The sequence below is a fragment of the Flavitalea sp. genome, from assembly GCF_035489435.1.
GTDB lineage: Bacteria > Bacteroidota > Bacteroidia > Chitinophagales > Chitinophagaceae > DATHKG01.
In genome coordinates this window covers 1-26,725 of sequence record NZ_DATHKG010000075.1, presented here as the reverse complement: position 1 = coordinate 26,725, position 26,725 = coordinate 1, and the positions used below count along the sequence as shown (strand labels likewise).

General features: G+C 40.5%; 22 protein-coding genes and 1 pseudogene. 14 read left to right on the top strand and 9 right to left on the bottom strand.

Going from position 1 to position 26,725, the window contains the following annotated elements; translation table 11 throughout:
* The first annotated feature begins 108 nt into the window (after window positions 1-108).
* The 6 genes from VK664_RS11685 (at window position 109) to VK664_RS11660 (ending at window position 7,161) form a co-directional block, all read left to right on the top strand.
* Window positions 109-1,467: an alginate export family protein gene (locus VK664_RS11685; protein WP_461398840.1), complete on the top strand. Its 1,359-nt coding sequence runs from the start codon at window positions 109-111 to the stop codon at window positions 1,465-1,467.
* Between the two features lie 145 nt (window positions 1,468-1,612).
* Complete coding sequence (locus VK664_RS11680; RefSeq protein ID WP_461398839.1) at window positions 1,613-2,251, top strand: vWA domain-containing protein; 639 nt, start codon at window positions 1,613-1,615, stop codon at window positions 2,249-2,251.
* A 50-nt stretch (window positions 2,252-2,301) separates the two neighbouring features.
* The gene (locus VK664_RS11675; RefSeq protein WP_461398838.1) at window positions 2,302-3,708 is read left to right on the top strand and encodes a PP2C family serine/threonine-protein phosphatase; all 1,407 of its coding nucleotides are present in this window, start codon (window positions 2,302-2,304) and stop codon (window positions 3,706-3,708) included.
* 39 nt (window positions 3,709-3,747) lie between these two features.
* On the top strand, window positions 3,748-5,298 hold the full coding sequence (locus tag VK664_RS11670) for a protein kinase domain-containing protein (RefSeq protein ID WP_461398837.1): 1,551 nt from the start codon (window positions 3,748-3,750) through the stop codon (window positions 5,296-5,298).
* A 27-nt stretch (window positions 5,299-5,325) separates the two neighbouring features.
* Entirely contained in the window at window positions 5,326-6,327 is a 1,002-nt protein-coding gene (locus VK664_RS11665; protein WP_461398836.1) for a hypothetical protein, read from the top strand.
* Window positions 6,328-6,333: 6 nt separating this feature from the next.
* Complete coding sequence (locus VK664_RS11660) at window positions 6,334-7,161, top strand: hypothetical protein (protein WP_461398835.1); 828 nt, start codon at window positions 6,334-6,336, stop codon at window positions 7,159-7,161.
* 386 nt (window positions 7,162-7,547) lie between these two features.
* On the opposite strand, the gene VK664_RS11655 is transcribed toward VK664_RS11660, so the two are convergent.
* The gene (locus VK664_RS11655) at window positions 7,548-7,799 is read right to left on the bottom strand and encodes a hypothetical protein (RefSeq protein WP_461398834.1); all 252 of its coding nucleotides are present in this window, start codon (window positions 7,797-7,799) and stop codon (window positions 7,548-7,550) included.
* 162 nt (window positions 7,800-7,961) lie between these two features.
* On the opposite strand from VK664_RS11655, the gene VK664_RS11650 reads away from it, so the two are divergent.
* Window positions 7,962-9,317: a vanadium-dependent haloperoxidase gene (locus VK664_RS11650; protein WP_461398833.1), complete on the top strand. Its 1,356-nt coding sequence runs from the start codon at window positions 7,962-7,964 to the stop codon at window positions 9,315-9,317.
* A 475-nt stretch (window positions 9,318-9,792) separates the two neighbouring features.
* Here VK664_RS11650 and VK664_RS11645 read toward each other — a convergent pair whose 3' ends face one another.
* The 4 genes from VK664_RS11645 to VK664_RS11630 all read right to left on the bottom strand — a co-directional run bounded on the left by VK664_RS11645 (window position 9,793) and on the right by VK664_RS11630 (window position 11,822).
* Complete coding sequence (locus VK664_RS11645; RefSeq protein ID WP_461398832.1) at window positions 9,793-10,590, bottom strand: polysaccharide deacetylase family protein; 798 nt, start codon at window positions 10,588-10,590, stop codon at window positions 9,793-9,795.
* Entirely contained in the window at window positions 10,587-10,877 is a 291-nt protein-coding gene (locus VK664_RS11640; RefSeq protein WP_461398831.1) for a hypothetical protein, read from the bottom strand. The genes VK664_RS11645 and VK664_RS11640 overlap by 4 nt, the downstream gene beginning before the upstream one ends.
* A 106-nt stretch (window positions 10,878-10,983) precedes the next feature.
* Window positions 10,984-11,145: a hypothetical protein gene (locus VK664_RS11635; protein WP_461398830.1), complete on the bottom strand. Its 162-nt coding sequence runs from the start codon at window positions 11,143-11,145 to the stop codon at window positions 10,984-10,986.
* A 47-nt stretch (window positions 11,146-11,192) separates the two neighbouring features.
* Entirely contained in the window at window positions 11,193-11,822 is a 630-nt protein-coding gene (locus tag VK664_RS11630; RefSeq protein WP_461398829.1) for a DUF6934 family protein, read from the bottom strand.
* Between the two features lie 158 nt (window positions 11,823-11,980).
* On the opposite strand from VK664_RS11630, the gene VK664_RS11625 reads away from it, so the two are divergent.
* A complete protein-coding gene (locus VK664_RS11625) occupies window positions 11,981-13,165 on the top strand; it encodes a chondroitinase-B domain-containing protein (RefSeq protein WP_461398828.1) in 1,185 nt (394 codons plus the stop codon).
* A gap of 169 nt (window positions 13,166-13,334) precedes the next feature.
* A complete protein-coding gene (locus VK664_RS11620) occupies window positions 13,335-15,140 on the top strand; it encodes a T9SS type A sorting domain-containing protein (protein ID WP_461398827.1) in 1,806 nt (601 codons plus the stop codon).
* A 159-nt stretch (window positions 15,141-15,299) separates the two neighbouring features.
* On the opposite strand, the gene VK664_RS11615 is transcribed toward VK664_RS11620, so the two are convergent.
* The 3 genes from VK664_RS11615 to VK664_RS11605 form a co-directional block, all read right to left on the bottom strand.
* The gene (locus VK664_RS11615; protein ID WP_461398826.1) at window positions 15,300-17,708 is read right to left on the bottom strand and encodes a M56 family metallopeptidase; all 2,409 of its coding nucleotides are present in this window, start codon (window positions 17,706-17,708) and stop codon (window positions 15,300-15,302) included.
* Window positions 17,705-18,067: a BlaI/MecI/CopY family transcriptional regulator gene (locus tag VK664_RS11610; RefSeq protein WP_461398825.1), complete on the bottom strand. Its 363-nt coding sequence runs from the start codon at window positions 18,065-18,067 to the stop codon at window positions 17,705-17,707. The genes VK664_RS11615 and VK664_RS11610 overlap by 4 nt, the downstream gene beginning before the upstream one ends.
* Window positions 18,068-18,197: 130 nt before the next feature.
* Window positions 18,198-20,603, bottom strand: a complete 2,406-nt coding sequence (locus tag VK664_RS11605) for an ABC transporter permease (RefSeq protein WP_461398824.1) — start codon at window positions 20,601-20,603, stop codon at window positions 18,198-18,200.
* Window positions 20,604-21,282: 679 nt separating this feature from the next.
* Between VK664_RS11605 and VK664_RS11600 the strand changes: the two genes are divergently transcribed.
* Window positions 21,283-21,801 carry a DinB family protein gene (locus VK664_RS11600; protein ID WP_461398823.1) on the top strand — a complete coding sequence of 173 codons (519 nt, stop codon included), beginning with the start codon at window positions 21,283-21,285 and terminating at the stop codon, window positions 21,799-21,801.
* Between the two features lie 210 nt (window positions 21,802-22,011).
* On the opposite strand, the gene VK664_RS11595 is transcribed toward VK664_RS11600, so the two are convergent.
* The gene (locus VK664_RS11595) at window positions 22,012-23,286 is read right to left on the bottom strand and encodes a MutS-related protein (RefSeq protein ID WP_461398822.1); all 1,275 of its coding nucleotides are present in this window, start codon (window positions 23,284-23,286) and stop codon (window positions 22,012-22,014) included.
* Window positions 23,287-23,702: 416 nt separating this feature from the next.
* Here VK664_RS11595 and VK664_RS11590 point away from each other — a divergent pair, with 416 nt between their 5' ends.
* The 4 genes and pseudogenes from VK664_RS11590 to VK664_RS11575 form a co-directional block, all read left to right on the top strand.
* Window positions 23,703-23,864 (top strand): hypothetical protein, encoded by a 162-nt coding sequence (locus tag VK664_RS11590; RefSeq protein WP_461398821.1) that lies wholly within the window; start codon window positions 23,703-23,705, stop codon window positions 23,862-23,864.
* A gap of 522 nt (window positions 23,865-24,386) precedes the next feature.
* Entirely contained in the window at window positions 24,387-24,524 is a 138-nt protein-coding gene (locus tag VK664_RS11585; protein WP_461398820.1) for a hypothetical protein, read from the top strand.
* A gap of 118 nt (window positions 24,525-24,642) precedes the next feature.
* Entirely contained in the window at window positions 24,643-26,427 is a 1,785-nt protein-coding gene (locus VK664_RS11580; RefSeq protein WP_461398819.1) for a serine hydrolase, read from the top strand.
* 12 nt (window positions 26,428-26,439) lie between these two features.
* A pseudogene (locus VK664_RS11575) lies at window positions 26,440-26,725 on the top strand (hypothetical protein); the annotation flags it as partial.

The window sequence follows — 26,725 nt, the reverse complement described above, 5'->3', positions numbered from 1 at the left end:
CACAAAATTCAGCCGGTTAATATAATTTATCAGGATTCCTAATCTTATACAATCATCAAAGTGAATGATACGATGGATAATGAGAATATCAGCCTAAGAAAAACTACAATGAAAAGTCAATCTCCCATCCTTTTTTACCTGTTGGCAATGATATTATTCATATCAACATCCCATCATTTAAACGCCCAGCTGAGCTTAAGCGGCCAGCTTCGCGCACGTGGAGAATACCGTAGCGGACAAGGGTCACCAATACCTGAAAATGCGGATCCGGCAATCTTTATTTCCCAACGCACCCGTTTGAATCTGGAGTTTAATACTTACCGGCTCAAATTTGGATTGGCTTTGCAGGATGTCAGGGTTTGGGGACAGGACTTGTCAACAATTAACCGGACCACAACGCAAAATAACAACGGGCTTATGTTACATGAAGCCTGGGCACAGATCAGTTTAACTGATACCACAAACAAAAAGGAGAATCTGGCCGTTAAGTTTGGTCGCCAGGAACTTATACTGGATGACCAGCGACTTGTTGGCAACCTCGACTGGCTTCAACAGGCGAGGCATCACGATGCAGTAATTATTAAATATATCCGTAACAAATGGAATGCCCAGGCAGGGGCAGCCTACAATCAAAATAAAGAAAACAGCAGTGGTACCATTTATTCCGCTGTATCTCCCGGCAACTATGCCACGAATACGAACGGAGGCAACATGTATAAAAGTTTTGAGTTCCTTCATGTTTCCCGCAAACTAGTTGGGGGCTCTGTCTCAGCATTGTTTTTTAGTGACCAGTTTAATAAGTATGCGCTCGATTCTGCCGGGGCCAAAATATGGACAAAAGGTTCCTGGTCAAGATTCACTACGGGATTCTATTTTACAAATGTTTTCAACAGGTTTTCTCTAACAGGAGCCGCTTATTACCAGGGGGGCCGGACACCGGATAATCAAAAATTGGCTGCTACCTTATTATCTGCCAACATGATTTATATTTTCAATAACAAATTTTCTGCGGGTCCTGGAATGGATTACACATCGGGTGGAAAATCAGGATCTGAATCCCACGCATTTGATCCCCTGTATGGTACTCCGCATAAATTCTGGGGACAGATGGATTATTTTTATGCTGCCAATACTTTTGGAAATAAAGGTTTGCAGGACTATTATTTAAAAACTACTTATTCGTTTTCTCAAAAATTAAAGCTCAACGCTGACTTGCACGAGTTTTACAGTGCCAGCGCTGTTTATGACCAAAACCAGCACAAACTGGAAAGAAATTTTGGTACGGAGCTTGACCTGGTTTTGAATTATGCAATTACCGGGATAGTTCAGCTTGAATTGGGTTATAGTTATTACCGAAGTACCAACAGTCTGACCACAGCTGAAGTAAAAAATGTAGCCAATGCAAGGACCGGCAATAACTGGGCATACCTTATGATCAACATAAAACCCGGTATGATTATAAAATGATTGTTTCAACAGCAATCAATTGATGGTAGTTTGATTGATTTTAATAAAAGATGAAGTAAACCTTAAACTATTGCAACGGTACGTGAATTGCTTAGGTTTTCTGTATATTCATTTTTTAATAAAATCAACAATCAAACAATCCATCATGAGAAGATTACCTGTTTATCTGCTGTTAGACACGTCAGGTTCTATGACCGGCGAACCGATTGAAGCCGTAAAAAATGGAGTGCAGGTAATGATCAGTTCATTACGCCAGAATCCGCAGGCGATTGAAACCGCTTATATCAGTATTATCTCCTTCGATAGTGTAGCCAAACAGATTGTTACATTAACAGATCTCGCATCTTTCCAAATGGTAGATATCAAAGCTTCCGGCACAACCTGCCTGGGCGAAGCACTTAAACTTGTATCCACCTGTATCGATACTGAAGTTGTCAAAACAACCCCGGAACAAAAAGGGGACTGGAAGCCGCTTGTCTTTATCATGACAGATGGTATTCCCACTGACGACTGGCAAAGCGGTTTGGAAGAATACAAAAAGCGCAAAGTTGCATTTACAGTTGCCTGTGCAGCCGGTACGGGCGCCGACGCCAACTTACTGAAACAAATAACAGAAAATGTTGTAACCCTCGATACTGCCGACAGCCAAAGCATCGCAAAATTTTTCACCTGGGTTACCGCTTCTATCGGTGTTACATCCACGAAAGTGGAAGACGGCGGCAAAGAGGTTACAGGCATCGGGGAGCTACCGCCGCCACCTTCTGAGCTTAATATTGTTGTCTGATTTCTCTTTGCCCCGGTGCATTAATGTTTGTTTCTAAGAAAATCAATGGGATGAGCGATGCGAAACAGCTTGTAACTACACTGCTAAAAAATAATAATATCCAGGTGCCTGCTGACAGGAAGCAGTTACTCAACCAATTTGTGCAGGACGAAGCTAATCTCAGGGCTATCTCTACCATTATAAAAAATCAGGATCAGCTCATGACAAAGTGGAAACTGGAAAACAGGATAGCTGATATCAGGCAGCAGTCCGTTAGGATTCCGAACGGCACAGTCGGAAAGCCATACGAAGCACGTTTCGATTTTGATTTGCTTAGCTGGAAAGATATTACTGAATATGAGTTTGAAGGACTTCAGAATATTGGCCTCCACTATGATTCAAAAATAAAGCTGATCACCGGCACACCTGCTGAAAGTGGCGATCACAAAATCATATTTAAATTTAAGATCTCCGGGCAGCCAGCTGAGCTGCCTTTTAACGAAAAGATTATTCCGCTTATTATTAATCCCGATCCACGAAGTTTATGGAAAACGCTTGAAAGCGATAAAGCTGATCCCTGGTGGAAGCAGGATGATGTAACGATATTTTCGCCCCTGGGCCCCCTTCAACTGTTGGTGTCTTCCAAGCGGGGAAGGTCACATGCAAATGTTGGCTCGTTCAGGGAAGATGATTTTGCATTCAGCGAACTCGAAAACGGCTGGAGCATTGTGGTTGTGGCTGATGGAGCGGGTAGCGCAAAGGCTTCCCGCAAAGGATCTTCCATTGCATGTAACGCTGTAGTTGAATATTTTAAGGAGCCGGCTGCAATTGATAACATGAAGGAATTTGATCAGCTGATTCCAGCATATAAAAATAATACAGGTGAAGAAACTGCAGCTAAGATAAACCGGTTGGTTTATAATAATCTTGGTAAGGCCGTGTTCCAGGTACACAAAAACCTGGAAGAATTCGCAGCCACAAACAACCTCGCTTTAAAGGATCTGAACTCTACGTTGATCTTTACCCTGATCAAAAAATACCAGGAAGGTTTTGCATTTTTATCTTTCGGGGTCGGGGACTGCCCTATTGCTATCATCAATAAAGATAAAACGGAAGTGATATTGATGAACTGGCTGGATGTTGGCGAATTTGGAGGCGGTACAAGATTTATCACCATGGCTGAGATTTTTAAAAGTGACAAATTTGCGAGCCGGTTTGGGTTTAAGCTTATGGATGATTTTTCATACCTGATGCTTATGTCTGATGGGATTTATGATCCAAAATTTGTGGTGGAAAATTCTCTTGCGGATATCAAAAAATGGCATCAATTGTTGGCGGATCTCGGTGGCAAAAATGAGGACGGAGTTGCCGTTGTATTGGATAAAGATAATCCGGATATCGTTGAACAATTTTCAAGATGGATGGATTTCTGGAGCCCGGGCAATCATGATGACAGAACCCTTGCAATTGTTTTTTAATTTTGACCAACAGTTGAGTCATTTCACAAAATATTTCATGTGAACTACGCAAATAACCTTAGACACTCATCCGGAACAACTACAAGAACGGCTGCCTCGGTGATCAACCCTGGCAAAGTTTACGAGTATGTTGATAATGGTGAGCCTATGCGTGGTGGAATGAAAGATGTTTATTTCGGCAAGGATCGAACATATGTCGTTGCGTTTTACAGGGACAAACAGGATTTTAATTCCAAAGAGCGCCTGAAAAAAATCGTCACTCAATACTATGATAGTTTTTTCAACCGTGAAGGCGGAGCTTATTATAAGGAACTTTATTGCTGGCCTTATGATATGGTTGAGGTTGATCAGAAAGTTGGTCTTATAGTTCCCACATATAACAAAAACTTCTTTTTTGCAAAGGGTTATGCCGGTAGCGATGGCATTAAAGGAAAAGAAAAACAAGGCTTATGGTTTGCATCGGCGAAGTTCAGACATAAACAATTTCCATTAAGACTTGATGAAAGCGAACTTGGTAACTGGCTTAGCTATTTCCAGATTAATGTGAAAATCGCCAGGGGAGTCAAACGTTTACACTCTGCCGGCCTGGCGCATTCTGATCTATCATACAAAAATGTATTAGTGGACCCGGTCAGCAGGTCTGCTACAATTATAGATATAGATGGTCTTGTTGTTCCAGGACTGTATCCCCCGGATGTTATAGGCACCGCTGATTTTATTGCACCGGAAGTATTGGCAACAAAACATCTTGATATTCGAGACCCGAATCGAAAACATGCAAACCGCACAACAGATCTGCATGCACTGGCGGTAATGATCTATATGTACCTGCTATATCGCCATCCTCTGAAGGGAGGCAAGGTGCATTCGCTTGAAGCCGAACAGGATGATCTCCTGTCAATGGGTGAAAAAGCAGTTTTTATTGAAAATCCCGCCGATACATCCAACCGGCCCAAACCTGACCAGGTCTCTAAATGGTCACTGCCCTGGGCTGATGTAAATAAACTTCCCTACACCATTACCGGGCCTTATCTCACATCACTTTTTAACCAGGCTTTTGTTACTGGCCTGCATAATCCTAATTTACGGCCGAATGCCGATACCTGGGAACATGCCTTGTTAAAAACGACTGATCTTATGCAACCATGCAGCAATAAAAGCTGTGACCAGGAATGGTTTGTTTTTGATAACAGCGCTTCACCCAGGTGCCCGTTTTGCGGAACACCGGTAAAAGGTACCTTACCGGTACTGGACCTTTATTATCAATTCAAGCCAAACATATGGAAACCGGAAAATCACAGGTTGATGGTTTATAATAATCAGTATCTTTTTCAATGGCATATAAACAGGAACATAACCAGGAGTGAAAAATTAACAGCCGAACAAAAAGTACCGGTCGGCTATTTTACTTTTCATAATGATAAATGGGTTTTCGTAAATCAAAAACTATCATCATTGAAAGATCTGACAGAAGATAAGGAAATACCAATCGGAACCATGGTGGATATTACAGATGGGAAGAAGTTATTATTATCAAACGAAGACGGGGGCAGAGTAGTGATCGTAACCATGGCCAATAAACCTTTATAATTTGCAAACAACTCAAAAACAATAATCATGAAACTGAAACCAGCAGGTGTCATAGTGGTCGTTTTGATAATAGCCGTCCTGGCTTATTTGGCTTTCAGACCAAAAACTTCCGAACCGGGTAATGGCGAAAGCACAGAGTATACAACCACTCAACCAGAACGTGATAAACCGGCAACAGCTGATAGCACCAAATCGGTCCCGGCTGAAACCAAATCGACAGAAAGGGAATTTAACTATGTTCCTGAGAAACCAGTAAACGGAACTTTGAAAGGCGTTGTGGAAGTGGGCGCAACAGGATTTAATTCCTTCGTCATAAATATGGACGATCAAAAACGTTGGGAGATTGTTTCCAAAGACTTTGGAGAGTCACTCACCTATGAAGGACTGGCGACTACTGAGGACATCCGCACAGGACTCAGGAAATACCTATCAAAGATGTTTGATAAAGGTGTTTCAAAAAACAATATGCATTTTGTAATTTCTTCAGGCGCCCAGAAAGAACCAAAGACAAAAACTATCAGCGATGAATTGAAGAAGACAGGTTATGTTGTAAATAATGTTACTCCACAGCAGGAAGCCATTTTTGCCTTCAGGGCAACCGTACCTCCCCCGTTTGCAGATAATTCTTTCATGGTAGATATTGGCTCTGGTAATACAAAGGTTTCTTGGGAGGAAAATGGCCGTTTAACACCACTTGAACTTTCCGGGGCAAAATATTTTGAAAAAGGCATAACTGATGAAACCGTTTATAACGATGTAAAAAGCAAGGTTAGCAGAATACCGGAAAACAAGCGCAATGTTGGATTCATCATCGGTGGAGTACCTTTTATGATGGCTAAACAACATCGCAAAGGAGAAGAGAGATATACTGTTCTTAAAGCGCCGGAAGAATATAAACCTACCGATAAAAGAATGGCTTCCGGTCTGAACATCTATAAGGGTATCGTTGAGACTACCAAAACTGATACTTTTGTGTTTGACTGGGATGCAAATTTTACCATTGGATTTTTGCTGAGTCTGAATAAATAAATAGTTATGAGTTTCCTTAAGCAGTTACTGACGCCGTTCGTTGATTTCAGTGATGATGAAAAGAAAAAAGCGGCTGCTAATAAACCAACCGGCAATCAACAAGCCGACAATAAACAAGCTGGCAATCAACAATCGGGACCCGGCCAACAACAGGCACCGACCCAAAAACAAACAGTTAATCAAACTACTCAGGCTGGCCAATCTATTCCCGGAAACGCTGGTAGCCAGCCACCCGATGTACCAGCTGTTCATCCCTTGGTTACAGGCTATACAGCACCGACACAGGCGCTTAAGCAAGTTCCTGTGTACGCCCAGGATGGAACCATTACGGGACCAATGCCTGAGCACGAACAATACTTTGAAAAACTAATTGCAGACGCAAACGCAAAGAATCCATTGTTCCAGGGTACGGATTACAAAGAGTTCATCGATAGTAAAATTGATATTGATGATATTGCTGATGAGGCAATAAGATATAAAACCGCATTTAATATTTTAAAAAGCAGTGGTTTAACAAAAGATAAGCTATTGAGTACCGGCCAGGAATACCTGGACTTAATTGGCCGCGATCTCAATGCGTTTCAAGGTGCTCATTCTCAGCAATACCAGAAAGAAGTGAAGCAAAAGGAACAACTCATAGATAAGAAAGTGCAGGAACTCCAGGCGCTTACTATAAAGCTCAACGAACTTAAAAAGGAAATTAACCAGGTAACTTCAGAGATTAATCTAACAAAGGAAAAACTAAACACCACAAAAAACTCCTTTTTGCTGGCAGGAGAAAACAAACAAAAGGAGATTCAGACAGAACTGGAAAAGATTGCATATTATTTTTAATAGTCGGCCAGGGAAGCTGCGCACCGGCAAAAAAAAATCCCCGATAAGAATAAAGGGGATTAAACCAAAACTAACTGCTTATGAGAAAACTTTTCTGTTGAAGATTTCCGATCGTCACTTGCGACTTAGCGGTACTTCTGATATATTGATGGTATTTCTACCTTTTTTTCTTTTATCCTATTGCAAGATCTCCCAGATTTACTCCCCTATTTTCCTGCTTATTTTTCTATTCTCCTGATCTCCGGTTACCTCTGCAATTGTGATGACTTAATTCCCGATCTATGTTAACCGCAATGTTGATGATGTAAAGAAACACCAGGAATCAATGATTAGCAAGAACAAATGGATAGTTTGCATAAAATGATGCGGGAGTTGCAGGATTCAGCCTATGAATTGCAATCTGCCTTTTTTGTAACCTCTCCCCTCTTTTTATCTTTCCCATCTTTCCCTTTCTTTATATTCATGTCCTTACCCGCTGTTTCCAGACGTACTTTCTCCTTTTTTTCTACATGCATTATCCCTTTCATTTTCTTAAGATATTTTCTGTTCTTTTTCTTCAAGTACTTTATCCTCTTTCTCTTCATATCCCTACTTTCTTCCCTCTTTATTTCGATTAAATCTTTCCTCCTTCTAATCATATCAAATCATTGTTATCACGCTGATATAAGATCACCCGGCCGTTTTATTGACAATGGACCAATGAGGCAATTTTTTGAACTCCAAAGCAAACTCATATTTGTCCAGGCCTTCTAATTTTAACCATCCTTACACAACCTTATCTAATCATTTAAACATCTCTCATGAAAAAGATCATCAAAACCGGATTATTATTAGTCTGTGTACTTCTTGTTTTTTCCGCTTGCAAAAAGCGCGAACCATTTCCACGTCCTGCTGAAGAGTATAATTCTATCGTAGCAACGGAATGGATGAAACTCCAGATGCGGCTTACTATGAGTACGCCGGGTTTTAATTCCGTTGTTGGCGCCAGGTTATTTGGTTACTCGGGATTAACACTTTATGAGTCGTTAGTTCCAGGACTTCCCCAGGGGAAATCGCTGGCCGAACAATTAAATGGTGGCAATGCTTTGAAGATCCTGTTGCCACAGTCAAACAAGCATAATTTTTATGCACCGGCCTCGGTAAATGCAGCGATGGCAGCAATTACAAGATCTTTATTTGGCAATACTTCTGCTGCAAATCTCAAAACGATTGATTCACTGGAAGCCAGCTTCAAATCAGGATTCATTCCAAAGGCAAGTAACACAAGCCTGGAAGAATCAGCCGGATTCGGTAAAAAACTGGGAGCTGCTGTTTTCGACTGGTCAAAAACCGACGGCGGTCATGAAGGTTATCTTCATGTCACGTCGCCATCATACATTCCACCAACTGGTCCCGGAAAGTGGATCACAACACCTCCGGCTTTTAGTGCGCCTATTCATCCAGGTTGGGGTTCAAACCGCTCATTTATACCCGGAGTTCCAGGGATAGCACTTGCACCTGCACCAATGGAATATTCAGAGAACCCAAATTCTACTTATTATAAGCAAGCCCTGGAACTATATAACATCTCACTTACTTTAAGTAGTGAGGATTCTACAATAGTCCGGTTTTGGGGTGATCTGCCGGTTAACTATAATGTACCTGCCCATGCAACGGGCATTCTGACACAGTTAATTGTTTTGAAGAAGTTCAACCTGAATGAGGCAGCACTTGCTTATGTACAACATGGTTTTGCGTTGAGTGATGCTGTACTAACAGTGTTCAAGGCAAAATATACTTACAACACCATAAGACCGGTATCTTATATAAGGTCTGTGTTAAATCATCCTCAATGGAACACCGTGATCCCAACTCCGCCGCATCCTGAATATCCAGCGGCACATGCATTAGTCTCCGCAGCATCAGCCATCGTGATGGAAAATTTATTTGGCAAATATCTAACCTTTACGGATCACACCTATGATAACTTGTATGGACCAAGAACATTTAAATCTTTTGATGAATATTCAAAAGAAGCCGGTCATTCGAGAGTCTTAGGTGGCATTCACTATCCATCTTCCGTTATGCTTGGACAGGAACTCGGTAAAAAAGTTGGAGATGCAGTTATAGTTTTGAATTATAACAAAAATTCAAATCATCATAAATCCTTTGATTGATTTTCAGAAATACTTTATCATAATTTTTTTGATTGAACTATCAACGGATCGTTATTGAATCCACTATATAAATTTTGATAAAACAGCAGAGTAGATCCGTTGGATTGCAAGCGATCTGCCCGGAATAGTTTCATGGGCGATAGATGCAAAAGAACGGTTGGAACCCCGGTCATTAGCTAAATTTTGACCGGGCTCTGCCGTTTTATGCAGAAGCACCCGGAACGGCGCTATTCATAACATGGGGTTGTTATTCCAGACTCTTATGAGGGCAATAAGGTGATATTTGTATGTTAAGAATGTCATTAAGTTTTAAAACATAATTGACGATGATGGGAATCCATGTAGCAACAAAACTTTCGGAGAACTATGACTCCCGGATTCGCGATAAAATATCGTGATGCCATTTACATCCACCGACCTATTGTAAATTTGCTTACTCATATTAGCTTGTTTTTATAAAACCAGGCTCAAATAGTTATTTATGGGTTCCCTGGTAGCCTTTTATATATTCAGCTACTTCAACCATTGGTGCTATCAATATTTCATTTTCATGTTGTTTAAGAAAATAAACCAGTTCACGATGCGCTTCCTCCGAAACATTGATTGCATGTTCTCCCCCTACTCCATGGAACAGAAAAACAAGTAACCCACCCTCTGTCATTATTTGCTTAACAAGATTGATAAGTTGTGTACCTGATTGATTCATTATTGAAGTACAACTTATATCAGACAGATCGATTTGCATGATGTTTACAGGTCTTGGTTTTGTACCTCTTGCTGCAACAAAATCTTTTATGTCAAGATATGCGGAGTCGTGTATCCTGGTATCACCACATGGATATGCAAAAGTTCTTTTTGTTTTTCCATCGATTGCATTAAGCAGGATATTGTTCATTTTTATTTCTTCGCTCATGCGCTGGATAGAATAGTTTTCCATCTTCCTTTCGCCCTTAACCCATTCCCTGCCCTGACCATCGCCAAGGCATGGATGAAACAAAGTATGATTCCCTAATTCATGGCCCCGGCCCGCAGCTTTTCTCCAATCCGAAATGCGGTCACGACAACCTGGAAAATAACCACTCAGATAAAATGTGCCTCTGAACTTTAATGAATCAAGCAACGGCACTACTTTATCTAGGTGAACATTCAAGGCATCATCGTAAGTAAGTACTATTGCCGATTTTTTACCTTTCCAGGCACTCGCCGCCTTCTGAGCAAACAACCCGGTTCCGAACAATATAACCAGGTAGAACAGAAATAGTCTTTTTTTCATTCCGGTATATGTAATGTTTTATCAATCGCCTGCTGCAGGTCTGTAAAACTTTTAAATTCCAGGTCATTTTGTGAAACAACCAGATGATTAATTGCGCCTGCCTTTGTAATCCTTATGGAAGGTTTACTCAAAACATCAGCAGGCGAATCATTATGGGTTAACAGTTCAAAAAAAACAGTCGGACCATTGTGACTTAGATTTTCGGCGATGTAAAGCGGAAAACCCTCCGGAGATTTTTTATCCTGCATAACCAATCCAAACCTGGAAATAACGGCATCTGGGATCATAAAAATTATTGAAGCGTAACGACAATTCTTGTCTATGTAACAAAAAAACCCGCGGAAAGCGGGAATGTAAAACTGGAATTTCGAATTATTTTATTCAGGCATCTGTTCAGGCATCTTTGAGTAACTTCATGAATAATGCCGCCTGTTGTTTTGATTTTATAACATGATGTAAAGATGATTGTACAGGCACTTTTATTTGCGACTCTTTACCCTGCGATTTTGCCTGCCTGGTAAGATTTTCTATTTTCTTTGAAATTGTCTCTTTCATCAGGTGGTAATATACTCAGATTTCTTCAAAATTATGCTATTATTTTGTTATGATTGGAGATTGAAAATGAAATAATTAAACATAGAATCCTGTGACACCTTATCTTCCCTGGAAATCCTAAAAGGATATGGCATAATTTCCTCAAAATCAAAGGGATTATCGTATTGCGTTTTTCCAAATCTCGAAATTCTCACGAAATATTTGATCCCAAACATCCTAAAATGCTGATCAAGATACTTGAAGTTTCGCTGGATTGCGCGATAGTAAAAATAGGCCCTGGCATTATCCGAGCCGTCTATACCAAGATAATGATTGGGGTTAGATTTCAGATAAGTTAAAGCAGTAAATAAAATCGTTGAGAATACCTTCGAATAATCCCTGTGACTTATTTCTGCCTTATCATCGATCTTTCCTTTTTTATTAAGTGGTCCGAAAGCCAGGTTGTATACATCCGGTAATAATTCATGAGATTGATTACTGATTTTGACAACTAACGGCACCGCCTGTCCGTTTTGAAGGATTGTTTGAAAACAAGCATATTTGAGATCCGTTGAGATCTGATCTATTTCAAATAATACGTCGAAATCTATTTTAACAGGAGCGGCCATTGGGATCCCTTTTTTGATTTGCAAAGAAAGCTTTTTGTTTGAAATACTAACACTTTTTCCATAAGGCATCGGTAGAATTGATTAAGACTGGAAAATTAGTTGCGATAAGAAAATTAGTTGTGATAGGAGAATAGCTTGCGATCGTTGAGTGCCTCGCTGTTCAATTTATCCGTAAATTCCCATCCGGAAATTGACTTATAAAAAAACAGCAATCAAAAAAGGCCCATATGATATTTCGTAAACATTTGTTTTATACTTCCCTCCTTTTGCTACTGTGTTCAGGCTTGTCTGCTAAAGTTTATAAAGTTGCTTCCGCCGCCGAGTTTACAGCAGCAGCAGGAAAGGTTGTTCCGGGTGATGAGATAATCATTGTAAACGGCCAATATGCTCCCTGGCAACTGGTGATAAATACAAAAGGTGAAAAAGGAAAACCGATACTGATTCATGCCGAAACTCCTGGTAAAGTGATATTCTCCGGAGATGTAAACAAACCGGTATTTCTGCTCACCGGATCTTACACTGAAATAGCAGGAATCAATTTTAGTAATTGCAGTCAGATAAAAAACCAGGATGGCAATGGTGTTTTGATTGAATTAAAAACAACATTCAATTGCAGGGTAACAGGTTGTTCATTTATCAAAAACAGTACAAAGGTCCAGTTTACTCCTATGCTTGTTGTGTCGGGAAAGGGAGAGATGAACAGGGTTGATCATTGCAACTTTATGGCCAATACAGATAACCAGGAACTGCAGGTGAGGATCACCAAAGAGGAAGTGCCCCTGCACACACTGATAGATCACAATGAATTTATGGATAAAAATAAAGTAAGCTGGTCAAATGGAAACGGCGGAGAATGTATACAGATCGGACAGGACCCGGTATTGCTTGGCACCCAGTACTCATATGCAACTATACGAGACAATACGTTTAAAGCCTGTAATGGCGAGCCGGAAGTGATCAGCAACAAGAGCTCCGGGAACAGCTATATTAATAACAATTTCGAAAACTGCCAGGGTGAGTTGGTAATGCGTGGCGGACACGATTGTAAGATAGACAGCAATACCATCAGGTCTGGAAGCGGTGGTATCAGAATCAATGGCACAAAACATATAGTGACCAACAATACCCTAACCGGGTTACCAACGGGAATAAGACTTATGTATGGCATGTCAAGGGGTAAGACCGATATTGGTTTTTATGTAGCCGCCAGTGACTGCATTATAAAAAACAACCGTATCAGTGATTGCACAACAGGAATACTCATAGGAGACAGTAAAAACGCAGACTGGACCGGTAAATTTGATGTAAAGAAATATCCATCCCGTACCATGCAGGACATTGCACCTTTTAATAACAACATTGCTGGCAATAATATAACGAAAACAAAAACTCCCATTCTGAACAATGAATAGAGTTATGAGTGATGAGGGATGAGTTATGAGTGAGTTTTGAATGATCGAGTTATTAGATATGTGTATATTTCTTAACTCTTAATTTCATCACTTTTCATAATTCATAACTCATAACTCATAATTTTCTTTTCTTATCTTGCTGTCTCATCTTCCTAAAGAAAAATCTAAAATGAAACACCTGGTCCCGGCCCTGATATTGCTTCTTAATACTCCCCTCTTAGTTTTTTCACAACAAGGTCCCGGCGGCGTTGGTGCTACCGATGGAACAAGCACCCTTAAATATTGGGTCGATGCAAACCGGGGCTTCACTTCAACACCAACTATTAGCTGGGCTGATCAATCTGGAAAGGGTGTTACGAATACAGCTGGTGGGATTCCTATCCTGACACCAGCCTTCCTCAACGGGCAAAACTTTGTAACGTTTAACAGGAATGATGGGGCAGATATATTTACGACTAACATGAGCCTCAATGCCGGTACTTTTCCGCAGGTAGATGTGTTCACTGTTTATTATACTGATGGTTCCGCATCGACCGGCGGGATCTGGGGGGAAGATGACGGTGGGTGGGACCGGTTTATTTTAAACGACCCTGGTGTAGGTTGCGCAAATGGAATTTCTATCGGGGGCGGATGTACGCCGGTTCCAGGTGCATTTCCGGCTAATTTGCCTGTGATCAGTAGCGTTTTCATCAATCAACCGGGAACTAATCTTAGCAGCGTTCAAATTAATGGTGCAACCGCCCTGATTTATACTGCCCTTCACGCAGGGGGTTCCAGGAATTTCGGTTTGGGATCTATTGATGCTGTCGGAGGTTTCGGATTGAATGGAAAGATTGCGGAGGTGATCGTTTTCGGATCCAACCGCAATGCCGCAGAAAGAATTATCGTCAATAATTACCTGTCTGCCAAATACAATATTGTATTATCTGCAAACGATATTTATAAACAGGATGATGCGGTTAATGACAATTTTGATTTCAATGTTGCCGGGATAGGACGAATAGACGCTAGCAACTTCAGTAATTCAGCGAGGGGCACCGGGATCCTGGCAATTTCAAATCCTGCAGGTCTTGACGACAATGAGTTTTTACTTTGGGGGAATGATAATGGATCAAGCCTGGCTACCAATACAACCGATATACCCATAGGTGTACAGGCAAGGTTCAACAAGGTTTGGAGAGTAAGTGAAAAAAACATGGCCAATGTCACAGTAGACGTAGGTGCTATCGATATGCGCTGGGACCTGGGTAATTTTTCTCCCGTGGTTGCTTCAGATCTCAGGCTTCTTGTTGATACCGACAATGATAACAGTTTTGCAGATGAAACACCGATAGCAGGCGCTACCCTTATAAGTGCAGGAATATATCAATTTGCTGCTGTTACAGCTATAGAAGACTCAAGGAGATTTACAATAGGGACAGCCAATTCTTTACAAACTGCTTTGCCTGTAAATCTGGCTGCTTTCAGGGCTACAACAGTAAACAATGAATCCGTTCTACTGACCTGGCAAACAGCTACAGAGATAAATAACGATCGTTTTGATGTAGAACGTTCAAGGGATAATAACTGGGAACTGGTGGCTAAAGTAAAGGGCGTAACAAACTCAAACCAGGTCATTAATTATACAACAACTGATCCAAACCCATACCCCGGCATTTCATATTATAGGTTAAAGCAGGTGGACATCGATGGTAGTTTCAAATACTCTGCCATTGAAAAAATTAACATTGATGAAACGCCACCCGCGTTCCAGGTTTATCCCAACCCTGCCGATCAACACTTGTTTATCAGGGGAAAGATCACCAGCGCGAAAGAGTTGCAGGTATACGATCAATCCGGTAAAAACTTATCTCACCTGATTGGCAAATCAGTTTATAGCCGCTCCCAGGGCTTGCGTATAGATGTATCACGACTACCAACCGGCCTGTATTTTATCAAAAGCGGGCAAGGCAGTTCGAGATTCGTAAAAAAATGAGTAAAGAGAGTTATGAATTATGAGTTATGAATTATGAAAAAAGTTATGAAAGTACGGGTTATGAGATATGAGTATATTAAGATTTTACCTGATAATTCATAACTGAAAATTTCATACCTGGTTTCATAATGCATAACTCATAATTCATAATTCTCTTAATTAGTCAATCGCAACTTTCAGCTGCACATACTTATCAATGCTTTTAAGGTTGTGTCCCTTTTGTTTCATACTGGCAATAAACTTTGGGGTTGTACCTGTGGCTTGTGCGCTGATGACATCATTGACCGAGACATCGGAGAAACCCAAAGCCTGGTATTCTTTGATAATGGCCGGAGTAATGTTCTGCGCCTTCATTGAGATAACTTTACTGGAGGAAAGCTGACTGAAGCCCGCGTCTTTAAATCCCTTTACATATTGAGGAGTAATGCCGAGAGCCTTCATAGCGATAAGGTCAGAAGCGGAAATATTAGAAAGCCCAACGCCGTTAAAGCTCTTTGCAAATTCAGGAGTAATGTTCTGTGCCTTCATGGCAATCACATTTGAAGCACTGATGTCAGGATACCCATTTGACTTAAGATTCTTTATATAGTCAGCTGTTATACCCTGGGCTTTCATTGCGATGATATTGTTCTTAGAAATATCAGGATAACCGGCTTCTTTGATCGAGCGCACAAATGCTGCGTCTATATTCAAAGCCTTATAGCTTATAATATAGTTTGCGTCATTGTCACTGTCATCGCCGCTTTCATCGTTATCATTATTATCGGATTCGTTTTGATCGTCCATTTCCTTACTTCCTTTTTCACCCTTCTCCCCTTTATCGCCCTTTTCCCCTTTTTCACCTTTCGCACCTTTGTTATTGTTATTTTTATTGGCATTTGCAGATGAAGCACTATTTTGACTGCTGTTAGATTTGCTGTCTGATTTACTGGCCGAACGCACGTCAGCAATATATTTTCCATCAATGCCCTGGGCTTTAAAGCTAATCATCTTACTGGCTGATACATTGGTATAACCTGCCTTACGGATATCCTGTATATAGTCTCCGGTTATATTCAAGGCTTTGAAGGGAATAAGATCCTGGATACTGATATCCGGGTAACCATTACTTTTTATTGACTGGATATAAGCTGCATCGATTTTCATAGCAGCCAGTGGAATAAGTTCATTTTTTTCCAGGTCCTTGTAACCCGCTGCCTTCAACATCCCTACATATGCCTTGTTTACATCTACCAGGAAATAAACCATGAGGTCTTCTTCATCTGTATCTTTGACTCCTTCCTTCGCAAGAAAGGATCCGAAATCTTTGTCGCCTGTAAATTTATAGCGACCCATACCCTGATCACCTTCAAACTTGCCATTCAATACCATTGTACCGGCATCGCGGGTAATATTAAAAGTTTTAGCAGTAGCGATATCTTTAAATGCGCTTAAAGGAAAAGTGTTGCTGTTAAATGAATTATGATTGTCATCATCGTTTTTAAACTGTACGGATATTTTATCCCCTTTTACAGTTGCAAACCACGCACCCTCGGTATCCATGCTTCCACGGTAATTATTAGCTTCACTGCTATTTTTTGTTTTGTTTTTTGAGATATCTTTTGTCTGACCATAAACAACTGGTTTGTTTAATATGCTCACAAAAAGCAAAACAAGGGGTAAAAGGAAAAAATATTTCCAGGTCGTATTTATATTTGAGCGTTTTGCATTCATCATGACTAATCTTTTTTTAAGTAGTGATTGATTGTAATTCGTTGTAACACTTAAAGGAAAATGCGGAGCGGACACTTTTAAAAGGCTAACCTGGTAGGAAGATTTTTCGACGCCTTTTTCATCAAGCAATTTATTATCGGTTAAGAACTCAAGATTGCATTCCAGCTCTTTCCGGTACAACCATGCAAAAGGATTGAACCATTGAAAAATCAGCACAATCTCTGCAATGATAATATCGAGACTATGACCCTGGCCAATATGTATCTTTTCGTGTAGTAAAATCTGGTTATAAGTATCCCAGTCGTATTTTTCGGGATTGATGAAAATATTATTACCAAAAGAACAAGGCGCGCTGTCACCGGCTAATTCAACTATCCGGAAATGTCCATCTTTTATACTTGGGCGTGAGTAAGCGCGGTAAAGCAGGGTAGAAATCTGAATAAAAAAATTGATTGCGAAAGCCGCAACGCCAAACCAGTAAAGATAAAACAGCCATTGTGTAAACTGTGCAGGATCAAAGCCTGCAGCGTTTGATCCGCCATCAGTACTACCGGCAGCATTGCCGTCAACATTATCAGTTGCCGGTACATGAGCAGATTTTGGATCCGGCGTAGTGGCCTGATTATCCTCCACCAGACCGGGTAAAAACTCCTGGTTGCTTAATGCCGCAACCTCAGCCTTGCGAAAACTCCATTGCTGTGGAATGGGTATCAAAGGCAAACCAAATGAAAGCAGCAGGCAGAGCAAAAGGATCATCCGGTTCAACCGGAAGAAGGTTTCCCTTTGCAGCAGGATCTTATAAAATGCCAGGCAACCGGCTAATATGATACCCACATGCAATATATAAGGTGTCATTTCTTTTTTGATTTAATGATTTCAAGTATTTCGGCCATCTCCTTTTCGCTGAGGTTCTGCTCCTTTGCAAAAAACGCCAGCATGCGTGGATATGAGTTATCAAAATATTGACTTACTATATCTTTCATTGCGTATTTCTGGTAGTCTTCGCGGGAGATGATGGGAAAATAGCAATACACATTTCCCACTGATTCATGGTCCAGGAAGCCTTTATCCTCCAGGATCTTGACCATGGTAGCAACACTATTATAATGCGGCTTTGGTTCAGGCAAATGTGGTATGATATCCCGGATAAATGCTTTTTGCAGGTCCCAATAAACCTGCATAATCTGTTCTTCTCTTTTGGCCAGTTTTTGCATGCAAGATTGTTTCATGCAATATAACTACTAATCTATTAGTAGGCAAACTAATTTATTAGTATTAGGTAAATTTATAGCAAATTATTTGCCTCAGGCTGATAAACGGTGACTTATACAACCGATTACAAGCCTATTCTGTTCTCAGGTTTTTCACGGGGTTACTCATCGCCGTTTTAAAACATTGAGCAGTTATAAAAACAAAGGTTGCCAGCGAAACGACGCCGGCTACCGTGAAATAAGGAATAAAATCCTGTTGAACCCTATAGCTATAATTCTGTAGCCAGTTATCTGTGGTGATAAAAGCCAGTGGCCAGGCAATCAGATTTGCAATAATGATTAACAGCGCATAGTCCTTTATAAAAAGCATTATGATATTTTTCACTTCTGCCCCCAGCACTTTTCTAACGGCTATTTCTTTTGTTCTCCTTGCAAGTGTGAATGCTACGATTCCGAACACTCCCATAAACACGATAAAAAGGTTGAGCACTGTTGCCAGTTGTGCTGCTTTTTTTAATTTTAATTCGGATTCATAGAGAGACCTGAATTTTTCATCCATAAAAGTGTATTCGAATGGTGAGCCAGGTGAAAACTCCTGCCACTTCAACTTTACATCGTTGATTGCTTTGCTTATATCCGTTGCATTCAACTTTAGTGTGATGTAACGATAAGAACGGGTCAGTCTCGATGGAATAAATGCAAGCGGACCTATCTTTTTCTGGAAAGAAGAGAAATTAAAATCCTTTACAATACCTCTTACCTTAAATGTAAATCCTCCCGGCATTGTGACGGTCGAACCTACCGGGGATTCTAAATTCAATGCTTTTACAGCTGCATCATTCAACACAATTTCTGATTCGTTAGCAGTGCCGGTTTTGTTCTGAAGGAAACTTCCCTCCTGGATTTTCAGTCCAAATGTTGAGGCATAATATTGGTCTGCTCCTATAGTCGGAACAACGACCGGTTTTTGACCAGTTTCTCCTGCAGGAAGAATATCGGTTGAAACCGGTGGTAATCGATCAGGCACTTCAAATGATATGGATGCTGCTTTCACAACCGGAAGTTGAGCCAGCCCATCGCGGATAGATTCCATTTTTAAAACGCCCACTGAATCCCATTGTTTGGGGAATGCAGTCACAATTAACAGTTGCTCCTTATCGTATCCCAGGTCTTTATTAAAAATATAGGATACCTGTTTTGAAACATTCAGCGCACTGATAAATATGAATATCGCGAGCGTAAATTGTACAATGAGTAGTGTTTTTCTCAATATCAATCCTCCACGGCTGGTATCGATTTTTCCATGCACGGAATGAATGATCTTCGAAGCACTAAGTATTATAGCCGGATACAAACCGGCGATTATTCCAAGACCTGTAACAAATAACAGGAGCCAGCCGAAATTGACGATCCCGAATTGTGAAACCGGGTCAAGATCTGCTGTCAGTAACTGGTTGAAAAGAGGGCGTACAACTTCATATAATCCGAGTGAGATCATTGCTGCAACAAAAGAAAGCAATAACGATTCTACCAGGTATTGTATCACCAGTTGTTTTCTTTTGCCTCCAAACACTTTCCTCAAACCGATTTCCTTAAGCCTGTATGTTGAAGTACCTATACTTATATTTACGAAATTGATGATGGCCATCAACAGGATAAAAATTGCCACCAATGAAAGCGTGCTGATCATTTGTTCTACTGCACCGTTATTGTCTTTACGGTAAAAATCTGCAAGGCCTGTCAACTCTACATTCAGCAGTCCGTTTATATTATCGGGCAGATGGCGTGACAAAAGTATCCTGATGGGTTCAGCTAACTGGGCGGGTTTGACACCGGGCTTAAGTTCGAGCATACCAATTATGAAGATATTACTCCAGTCCTGGATATAGGCCTTATCGCCGAAAAACTTATTCCCTTCAAAAGGCACAAACACATCATAACCTTCCTTGTCAATTATCTGGTTAACGGTATTGTAAGACATGTTAGCAAGTACCGCAGAAACAAGATAATCCTGTTTACCTGAGGTGGTAGTTGTAACTGTTATGGTTTTATTGACAGCATCGGAGTTTCCGAATAGTTTGTTTGCCAGTCGCTCAGTGATTACAGCTGAACTGTTATTCTTAAACGCCTGTTTCGGATCACCATGAATTAATTTGAAACCATACATGGAAACCAGGCTGGTATCGCAGATCGAGATATTCTGTTTGAAATGTTTATCACCGGCAGAAACAACGTTGGTAACGGGATTGAAACGATAATAATTGTCAACCAGGGCCGGAAATTCATCCTTCAATGCTTTAGCAAGCGGTGCTACAGTTGTAATGGGAAGACCCATATCTTTTACTTTCCAGCTACTTTTTATGAGATATTGATTTTCTGCATTCTTCAGGGAAAGGTTAACCTGTTTTTCCTGCATGATATAATTCCAGATCAGCATGGAAAAAGTAATACCTATACCGAGGCAAAGAACGTTGATCAGGGAAAACAGCTTGTGCCTGGATAGATGACGTATTGCAATGATGAAATAGTTTTTGAGCATGGGTCGCAAATTGGGTTTTCTTTAATTTTTGTCAGTTATGATTCAGGCCACTTAAGCAATGATCATCAGCTATATTTCAGGTAACTTAGGCACTGACCATCAATGCATACGGTCATTTTTAAAGGATTGTGCAGCTAACCGGATGCCATATTGGTAAAACCTTCTGTTTCATTAAAAAGGCATTTAATAGCAAAGTTCCACTGTCCGCTTTTGTTACACTTTTTGTCCGCTTTTCTCTACTAAAAAAGATAGGGCAGCGGTAATCTTAAGTCTTAATGGTAGTTTGAACATTAAAAACAATATAGAGAAATGGCGCGTTTTACCCCTTTAATTGTCGCGATAGCGGAGGCTGGCAGGTTTATTGTTTCAGTAGATTTACAAATCATTTAAACCAGATGCTCCAGCGCCGAAAAATGATAGCTCAATGCTAAATAATATTACTCACTTCTAAAATATTTTTCGTTACTAAAATATTATTCATAATCGCTAAAATATTATTCGCTAATCAAATATCATTCACCTTCTCTAGTATATTATTCTTTTATAAATATTATTCATCTTCTCTAAGTATATTATTCACTTCTTTAAAAAATTAATCACTCCTAAAAAGATTATTTACTTCTTTAGAAAAATTGTTCACTACTAAAAAATATTATTCATTTCTTTAAAAATAATTATCATGGAAACAAAAACTGCAAGCAAGGTAGAAAATAAAACAGCAAGCCGAAGAACAGAGGGATTACTCACATTATTTGACCTGCATACCACATTTTTATCGCGGGCACTCGATGGTATAACTGACAAGGATACCTATAGCCGTCTTGATACGAAGGCAAATCATATAGCATGGCTCGCCGGGGCACTCGTACACCAGCGCTTTGAAATTGCAAGCGAAACAAGTCCCGGATTAAAAGAAACAGGCGAAGAATTATTCAAAGACAATAAGGGAATCCAGGATAATGCAAAATACCCAACTACTGCAGATTATCTGAAAGACTGGGATAAGGTGAGTCCGCATGCAAGGGAAGCACTGGTAATCATCGATGATGAAAAACTCGATTCTGAACTTGATATGGGTGGAATGAAGATGACTTATTATGAGTTGATATCTTTTACCATCTATCGCGAAGCAAGCATGATTGGTCAGCTGGCATTATGGCGCAGGCTGCTGGGATATCCTGCTTTGAAATATGATTAATTTCGATAAACAAATTCAAATAGCCCATGCCTGAAGATCTTTGATTTTCAGCTTGGGCTATTTAGTTTATTATCGGTTGGGCTGCAATCCAGTCAACATCCACATGTCCTACCTCATACGGCGGCTTTCCTTACAGCTATCACGCTTTTATCTCAGCGTTACTACCAACATGTCACACTGAATGTTCAACAGCAGGTATTGCCTGGCCTGTTACTTATCAAGCATCGTATTAAGTCCTTCTTTTTCAAACAGTATACGACCAAGTTTCAGGTCACTCCAGCCGTCTTTTAACTTGTAGGTGAATGTGGGGACATTATCAGTCAAATTGCAATCGATAAAACAGGTGGCTATTTCCTTATTATTAATTTCTTCCACAGATTTAAGCTGGTGCAGGTGTGTTGAAATCAAAAATAATGAATTGGGAAAATGTTTAAGACCTTTTAATGTAGTGGTGCTAATTTCAAGTGCATCTTCAATGTTAGTGCCCCGGAACAACTCGTCAAAAACGGCAAAGCATCTGACCCCAGTTCTCGCTTCCGAAAGCACATTTTTTAAGGTAATAATTTCAGACATAAAATGACTGTAACCACTTACTATGCTATCGGTAAGATTAATAGCTACCGAGATGGTACTAAAATATTGCAGAACTGCCTTTGAAGCCGGAACGGTTACTCCGATGTGTGCAAGATAAACACATAAAGAAACGGCCTTCAATAAAGTAGACTTGCCAGACATATTAGGCCCGGTTAAAAGAATAACCTGCTGGCGTACAATCAAATCATTTTTCACCGGCGACTTCAACACCGGATGATAGAAACCTTCCAGTGAAAAATGGGCATTATCAAACACGGGAAAAACAAATCCATTCTTAACTATTCCGGTGCTAATAGAAATATAGGCCTCAAATAAAAACCAACGTTCCCTGAAAACCGCAGATTCGCCGGCAACGGTTTTTTCACTGATGATCATCATCAGTTCGACCATATGACTAATGCGGAATTTATTTCTATTGATCGTATTTTCGTACTGATCCAGGTTGAACCCGGAAAAGAATTTTTTGATATCTTCCAATTCAGCCGCATATTCTTCGGGGAAGAGGCTTGTATCAATCTTAGTCAAATAATCGTGGTTAATTGCATAAAAAAGTCGGACTAACAGGATTAGCTTTCCTCTTTGTTTCTCTCTTGCTTTCTCTGAGAACATAAACTTTAACCTTAGTCTCCCCGCAGAAGCAGAACCTATAAAAAAGGTGTCCAGGAAGTCAAAGATGTCTGACAGATTGAACCTGTAAAAAGAATAATGTTTTATAAGTTCCCAATTCGCTATAAAGCCTTTTAACAATTGTTGGCGAGCCAGAATTTCTTCTTCAGACTTTAGCGTTTTAGTGAGGATATCACTTACTTGTTTTCCGGATTCACTATTGTAAGTAAAATCAAACAGTGGCTTAATCTCCTCTTCTATGTGCAAATCCTGAACGTTAGTCATCTGCAGAACAATAAGTTTTAAATGAGTGGGTATATAGTGGCAGGAATGTCAAATTATGAAATTATACTTAAATCGCCCCTAACGGCCTACTGCCGTTTGTTTAGAGGACTAAGGTCACTTTGAAATGTTCCAAAAATAAAGTCCGCTTATTTGTAAGACCAGCACCCGCCATAGTCCGTAAAGACGCTGATAGAGTAAGCCTATGCCGGGCTTCGGCGGGCAAGTGGGTGGACCGCGTCCGCCCGAAGCCCATAAAAAAAGCCCTGATAGGGCCGGACAGTTTGGAACGAAACGGGGATACTTTCACTGAAATATGCTATTTACAATCTATTTACAAAACTTACATTTTTATTTACAATCCAATCACTCAGTCCTAAAAATATCAAACTAGATTCGCTGAATCAATTTGAAAGCATATGAAACATATGAAAAATACCATCTATGTACTGGTCTTACCGCTGGTTGTGGTGAGCGGACTAGTATTTGCTAATCATGAAATTAAAAATGAAACTAAGCCATCCCCAAAGCCTCTATCTATTGCTGACAGGAAAGCAGGCCTGGATGAAAGAAAAAAATAGGAGGCTTCTCCTGACGGTATAAAGTACAAAGAATGGGAGGTTTCTCCTGAAGGTAAAAAGGTGCATGCCAGTCATGATAAAATAAGCAAGTACATAAAGGCTTTCACCAATATGGAGGCCGTGGTAACCTCCGTTACTTTTCGGCGCACCGGGAAATCAGCAGGAATAAAATGGCTTATAGTCAGGATTAATAGCGAAGAATACATGATGCAATTTAGTCCTAAGGAGTTTCAGCAGTTAAACAGCTTGAAAGTCAACGATAAAATAATTCTAAGAAGCCGCAGCGCAGGGTATTCGCCTAACCATCCATATTTGATTATATCTGGCGACTATATTGAGCGAAATAGTAAGATACTTTTTAAACGTGACTTTAGTAAAAATAAAGGTTGCTGACGATCAGGGGCCTCGCGATTTTTTCACTGACATGCGCCGTAATTTGCCCGAGGATAAAGTAATCTTTGTTTTATTTTTTGTCAATAAATAAGCTATAACTGGCAATAACCGGGGCGTCGAATCTTTGGAATGAAGCAAAACCTCGTGCCGATATTACAGCACCATCTCCCGGTGCTTATCAGGATGGCCAGTTTTTTTTTCCGGGCCAAAGGAAATACTATTATAGATGCTGAAAGACGTCGAAAAAGGAATATTGCTTCATACTGATTAAGCCAGGCATGGACTGCCAATGTAAACCCGTTTTACATAGTTTTTACATTGTTTTACAAACCTTTTTACACTTTTTCTGCCTACACCAGCAGAAGAACAAATAGGTTTGTCAACTATGAAAAAAATCATTTTAGCAGTCCTTTTGTTCCATTGCCTTATTACCGTCACTGCACAGCAGCAATATTCTAAAGCCGTAAATGAACAGATTGCCCAGGTGGAAACCAACCTATCAAAAGGCCTGGTCATCGACGGTAAATGGTATTCCCTTGCTGAAAGGATGAAGCATCACAATGTGGCGGGGTTAAGTGTCGCTGTTATCGACAATTACCAGGTTGTGTGGGCCAAAGGGTATGGTTATGCTGACAAAAAAGAAGGCAGGAAAGTAACTACGAGTACCAGGTTTGAACCCGGATCGATCAGTAAGTCACTGAACGCCGTTGGCATATTGCAATTAGCGCAGGAAGGAAAGCTTGATCTTTACCAGGACATCAACCAGTACCTGGGCAACTGGAAATTTCCATACGACACCGTGTCGCATGGCAAAAAAATTACAACCGCCCAGTTGCTCAGCCATACCGCCGGCCTGACGGTTCATGGTTTTCCCGGTTACCAACGGGATAGTGCCATCGCAAAGGTCACCGATATACTAGACGGCCGGGCTCCTTCCAATACAGAAGCCGTACGCTCGTATACAGAACCAGGTAAGGAACACCGCTATTCCGGCGGAGGCACCCTGATAACGCAGCAGATGCTTACCGACATTACAAAGCAACAATATGAGCAATATATATATGAACATGTGTTGCAGCCATTGGGAATGAACAGCAGTTCTTACCATCAGCCTCCTCCGGTCAGCCAAAGAAAAAGTCTGGCAACAGGATATAAAAAAAACGGTAATGAAGTTCCGGGGAAATATTTTGTATATCCGGAAAAAGCAGCGGCCGGATTATGGACTACACCCACAGATATATGCAAATACATTCTTGAAATGCAGCAGGCTTACCAGGGAAAGTCATCAAAAGTGTTGAACCAGGAAATGGTAAAATTACATGTAACGCCCTACAAAAATAATGTGGCAATGGGCACCTTCATACAGGATAGGAATGGCGAAATGTACTTCGACCATACGGCCAGTAACGAGGGTTTCTCGGGTTTGTTCATTGGGGGATTGACAAATGGTAAGGGAGCTGCGATATTCGTAAATTCTGATGACGCTTCTGTTGCATTCGAACTGGTCAACAGCATAGCGCAGGTATACAATTGGAAAGGGTTTAGCAAGCCTGGACAAATAACCACTGTGCCGGTACACGACACTATCACCTCGAAATACATCGGAGAATATATAACAGACGGATATCTTTCGGAAATAAGAAAAGAAAAAGACGGGCTTTACTTCTGGACCGATGGCATCAACAGCAAAATGTATTTCACGTCGTCCACCGATTTTCGCAACATCGAATTAGGAGGCACAAAGACTTTTATTTTCGATAGCGCCGGTACAGTAACTGGCTATTCGAATACCTTTAATGGCCGGCTTCGTGCAACCGGACAAAAGATAATCACTTTAGATACACTGAAACCAAGACCCGGGCAATCGGGTGTATTCGGCCGTCATTTGCTGGACTCTAAAAATTACGTAAAAGCGATTGGCTTTTTATTGCAGGGTTTGACCAGCGAACCTTCAGACTTATCGCTGGTAAAAAACTTAGCGCACTCGTATCTCTTTAAGGGTGATTTCACCAAAGCAATTGAGCTATATAGACAATATTTAAAGTCAGGGAAAACTGATAACGACCTAAGCAAAAGTTTGAAAGATGATTTTGAATATTTCCGCAATGCGGGGTTTGACCCTTCAGCCATCAAAAAAGCAAGCGAGATACTTTCACTATATCATCAATAAATAAAATAAGTTATGAAACATATACAAGTATATTCTTTGTTACTGGTGTTTGTTTTTCACTCCTCCTGTGGACAAAACCAAACAAACCCACCACAAGATAATGTCAAGGACAATAGAGGACATTACTCCGAGTCTCAACTTAAAGAGGCGGACACCGCCAAGGTGCCTATGGGTATGGTTCGGAATGTAAAGAAAGCTAGAAACGGAGACATTTTGATTGCTTCTTATTTGGGCGTGTTTCGATACGATGGAACATTTTTTACCAATCTAACAAGTAAAATAATTTCGCCACGCTTCT

Bases quoted from the DNA above. Each gene is read 5' to 3' on its own strand.
- VK664_RS11585 (WP_461398820.1), top strand. From the start codon at position 24,387: ATGAAGCAAAACCTCGTGCCGATATTACAGCACCATCTCCCGGTGCTT.
- VK664_RS11655 (WP_461398834.1), bottom strand. From the start codon at position 7,799: ATGATTAGAAGGAGGAAAGATTTAATCGAAATAAAGAGGGAAGAAAGT.
- VK664_RS11615 (WP_461398826.1), bottom strand. From the start codon at position 17,708: ATGACACCTTATATATTGCATGTGGGTATCATATTAGCCGGTTGCCTG.
- VK664_RS11640 (WP_461398831.1), bottom strand. From the start codon at position 10,877: ATGATCCCAGATGCCGTTATTTCCAGGTTTGGATTGGTTATGCAGGAT.
- VK664_RS11630 (WP_461398829.1), bottom strand. From the start codon at position 11,822: ATGCCTTATGGAAAAAGTGTTAGTATTTCAAACAAAAAGCTTTCTTTG.
- VK664_RS11675 (WP_461398838.1), top strand. From the start codon at position 2,302: ATGAGCGATGCGAAACAGCTTGTAACTACACTGCTAAAAAATAATAAT.
- VK664_RS11650 (WP_461398833.1), top strand. From the start codon at position 7,962: ATGAAAAAGATCATCAAAACCGGATTATTATTAGTCTGTGTACTTCTT.
- VK664_RS11645 (WP_461398832.1), bottom strand. From the start codon at position 10,590: ATGAAAAAAAGACTATTTCTGTTCTACCTGGTTATATTGTTCGGAACC.
- VK664_RS11625 (WP_461398828.1), top strand. From the start codon at position 11,981: ATGATATTTCGTAAACATTTGTTTTATACTTCCCTCCTTTTGCTACTG.
- VK664_RS11590 (WP_461398821.1), top strand. From the start codon at position 23,703: ATGAAACATATGAAAAATACCATCTATGTACTGGTCTTACCGCTGGTT.
- VK664_RS11680 (WP_461398839.1), top strand. From the start codon at position 1,613: ATGAGAAGATTACCTGTTTATCTGCTGTTAGACACGTCAGGTTCTATG.
- VK664_RS11620 (WP_461398827.1), top strand. From the start codon at position 13,335: ATGAAACACCTGGTCCCGGCCCTGATATTGCTTCTTAATACTCCCCTC.
- VK664_RS11600 (WP_461398823.1), top strand. From the start codon at position 21,283: ATGGAAACAAAAACTGCAAGCAAGGTAGAAAATAAAACAGCAAGCCGA.
- VK664_RS11635 (WP_461398830.1), bottom strand. From the start codon at position 11,145: ATGAAAGAGACAATTTCAAAGAAAATAGAAAATCTTACCAGGCAGGCA.
- VK664_RS11610 (WP_461398825.1), bottom strand. From the start codon at position 18,067: ATGCAAAAACTGGCCAAAAGAGAAGAACAGATTATGCAGGTTTATTGG.
- VK664_RS11665 (WP_461398836.1), top strand. From the start codon at position 5,326: ATGAAACTGAAACCAGCAGGTGTCATAGTGGTCGTTTTGATAATAGCC.
- VK664_RS11605 (WP_461398824.1), bottom strand. From the start codon at position 20,603: ATGCTCAAAAACTATTTCATCATTGCAATACGTCATCTATCCAGGCAC.
- VK664_RS11660 (WP_461398835.1), top strand. From the start codon at position 6,334: ATGAGTTTCCTTAAGCAGTTACTGACGCCGTTCGTTGATTTCAGTGAT.
- VK664_RS11580 (WP_461398819.1), top strand. From the start codon at position 24,643: ATGAAAAAAATCATTTTAGCAGTCCTTTTGTTCCATTGCCTTATTACC.
- VK664_RS11685 (WP_461398840.1), top strand. From the start codon at position 109: ATGAAAAGTCAATCTCCCATCCTTTTTTACCTGTTGGCAATGATATTA.
- VK664_RS11595 (WP_461398822.1), bottom strand. From the start codon at position 23,286: ATGACTAACGTTCAGGATTTGCACATAGAAGAGGAGATTAAGCCACTG.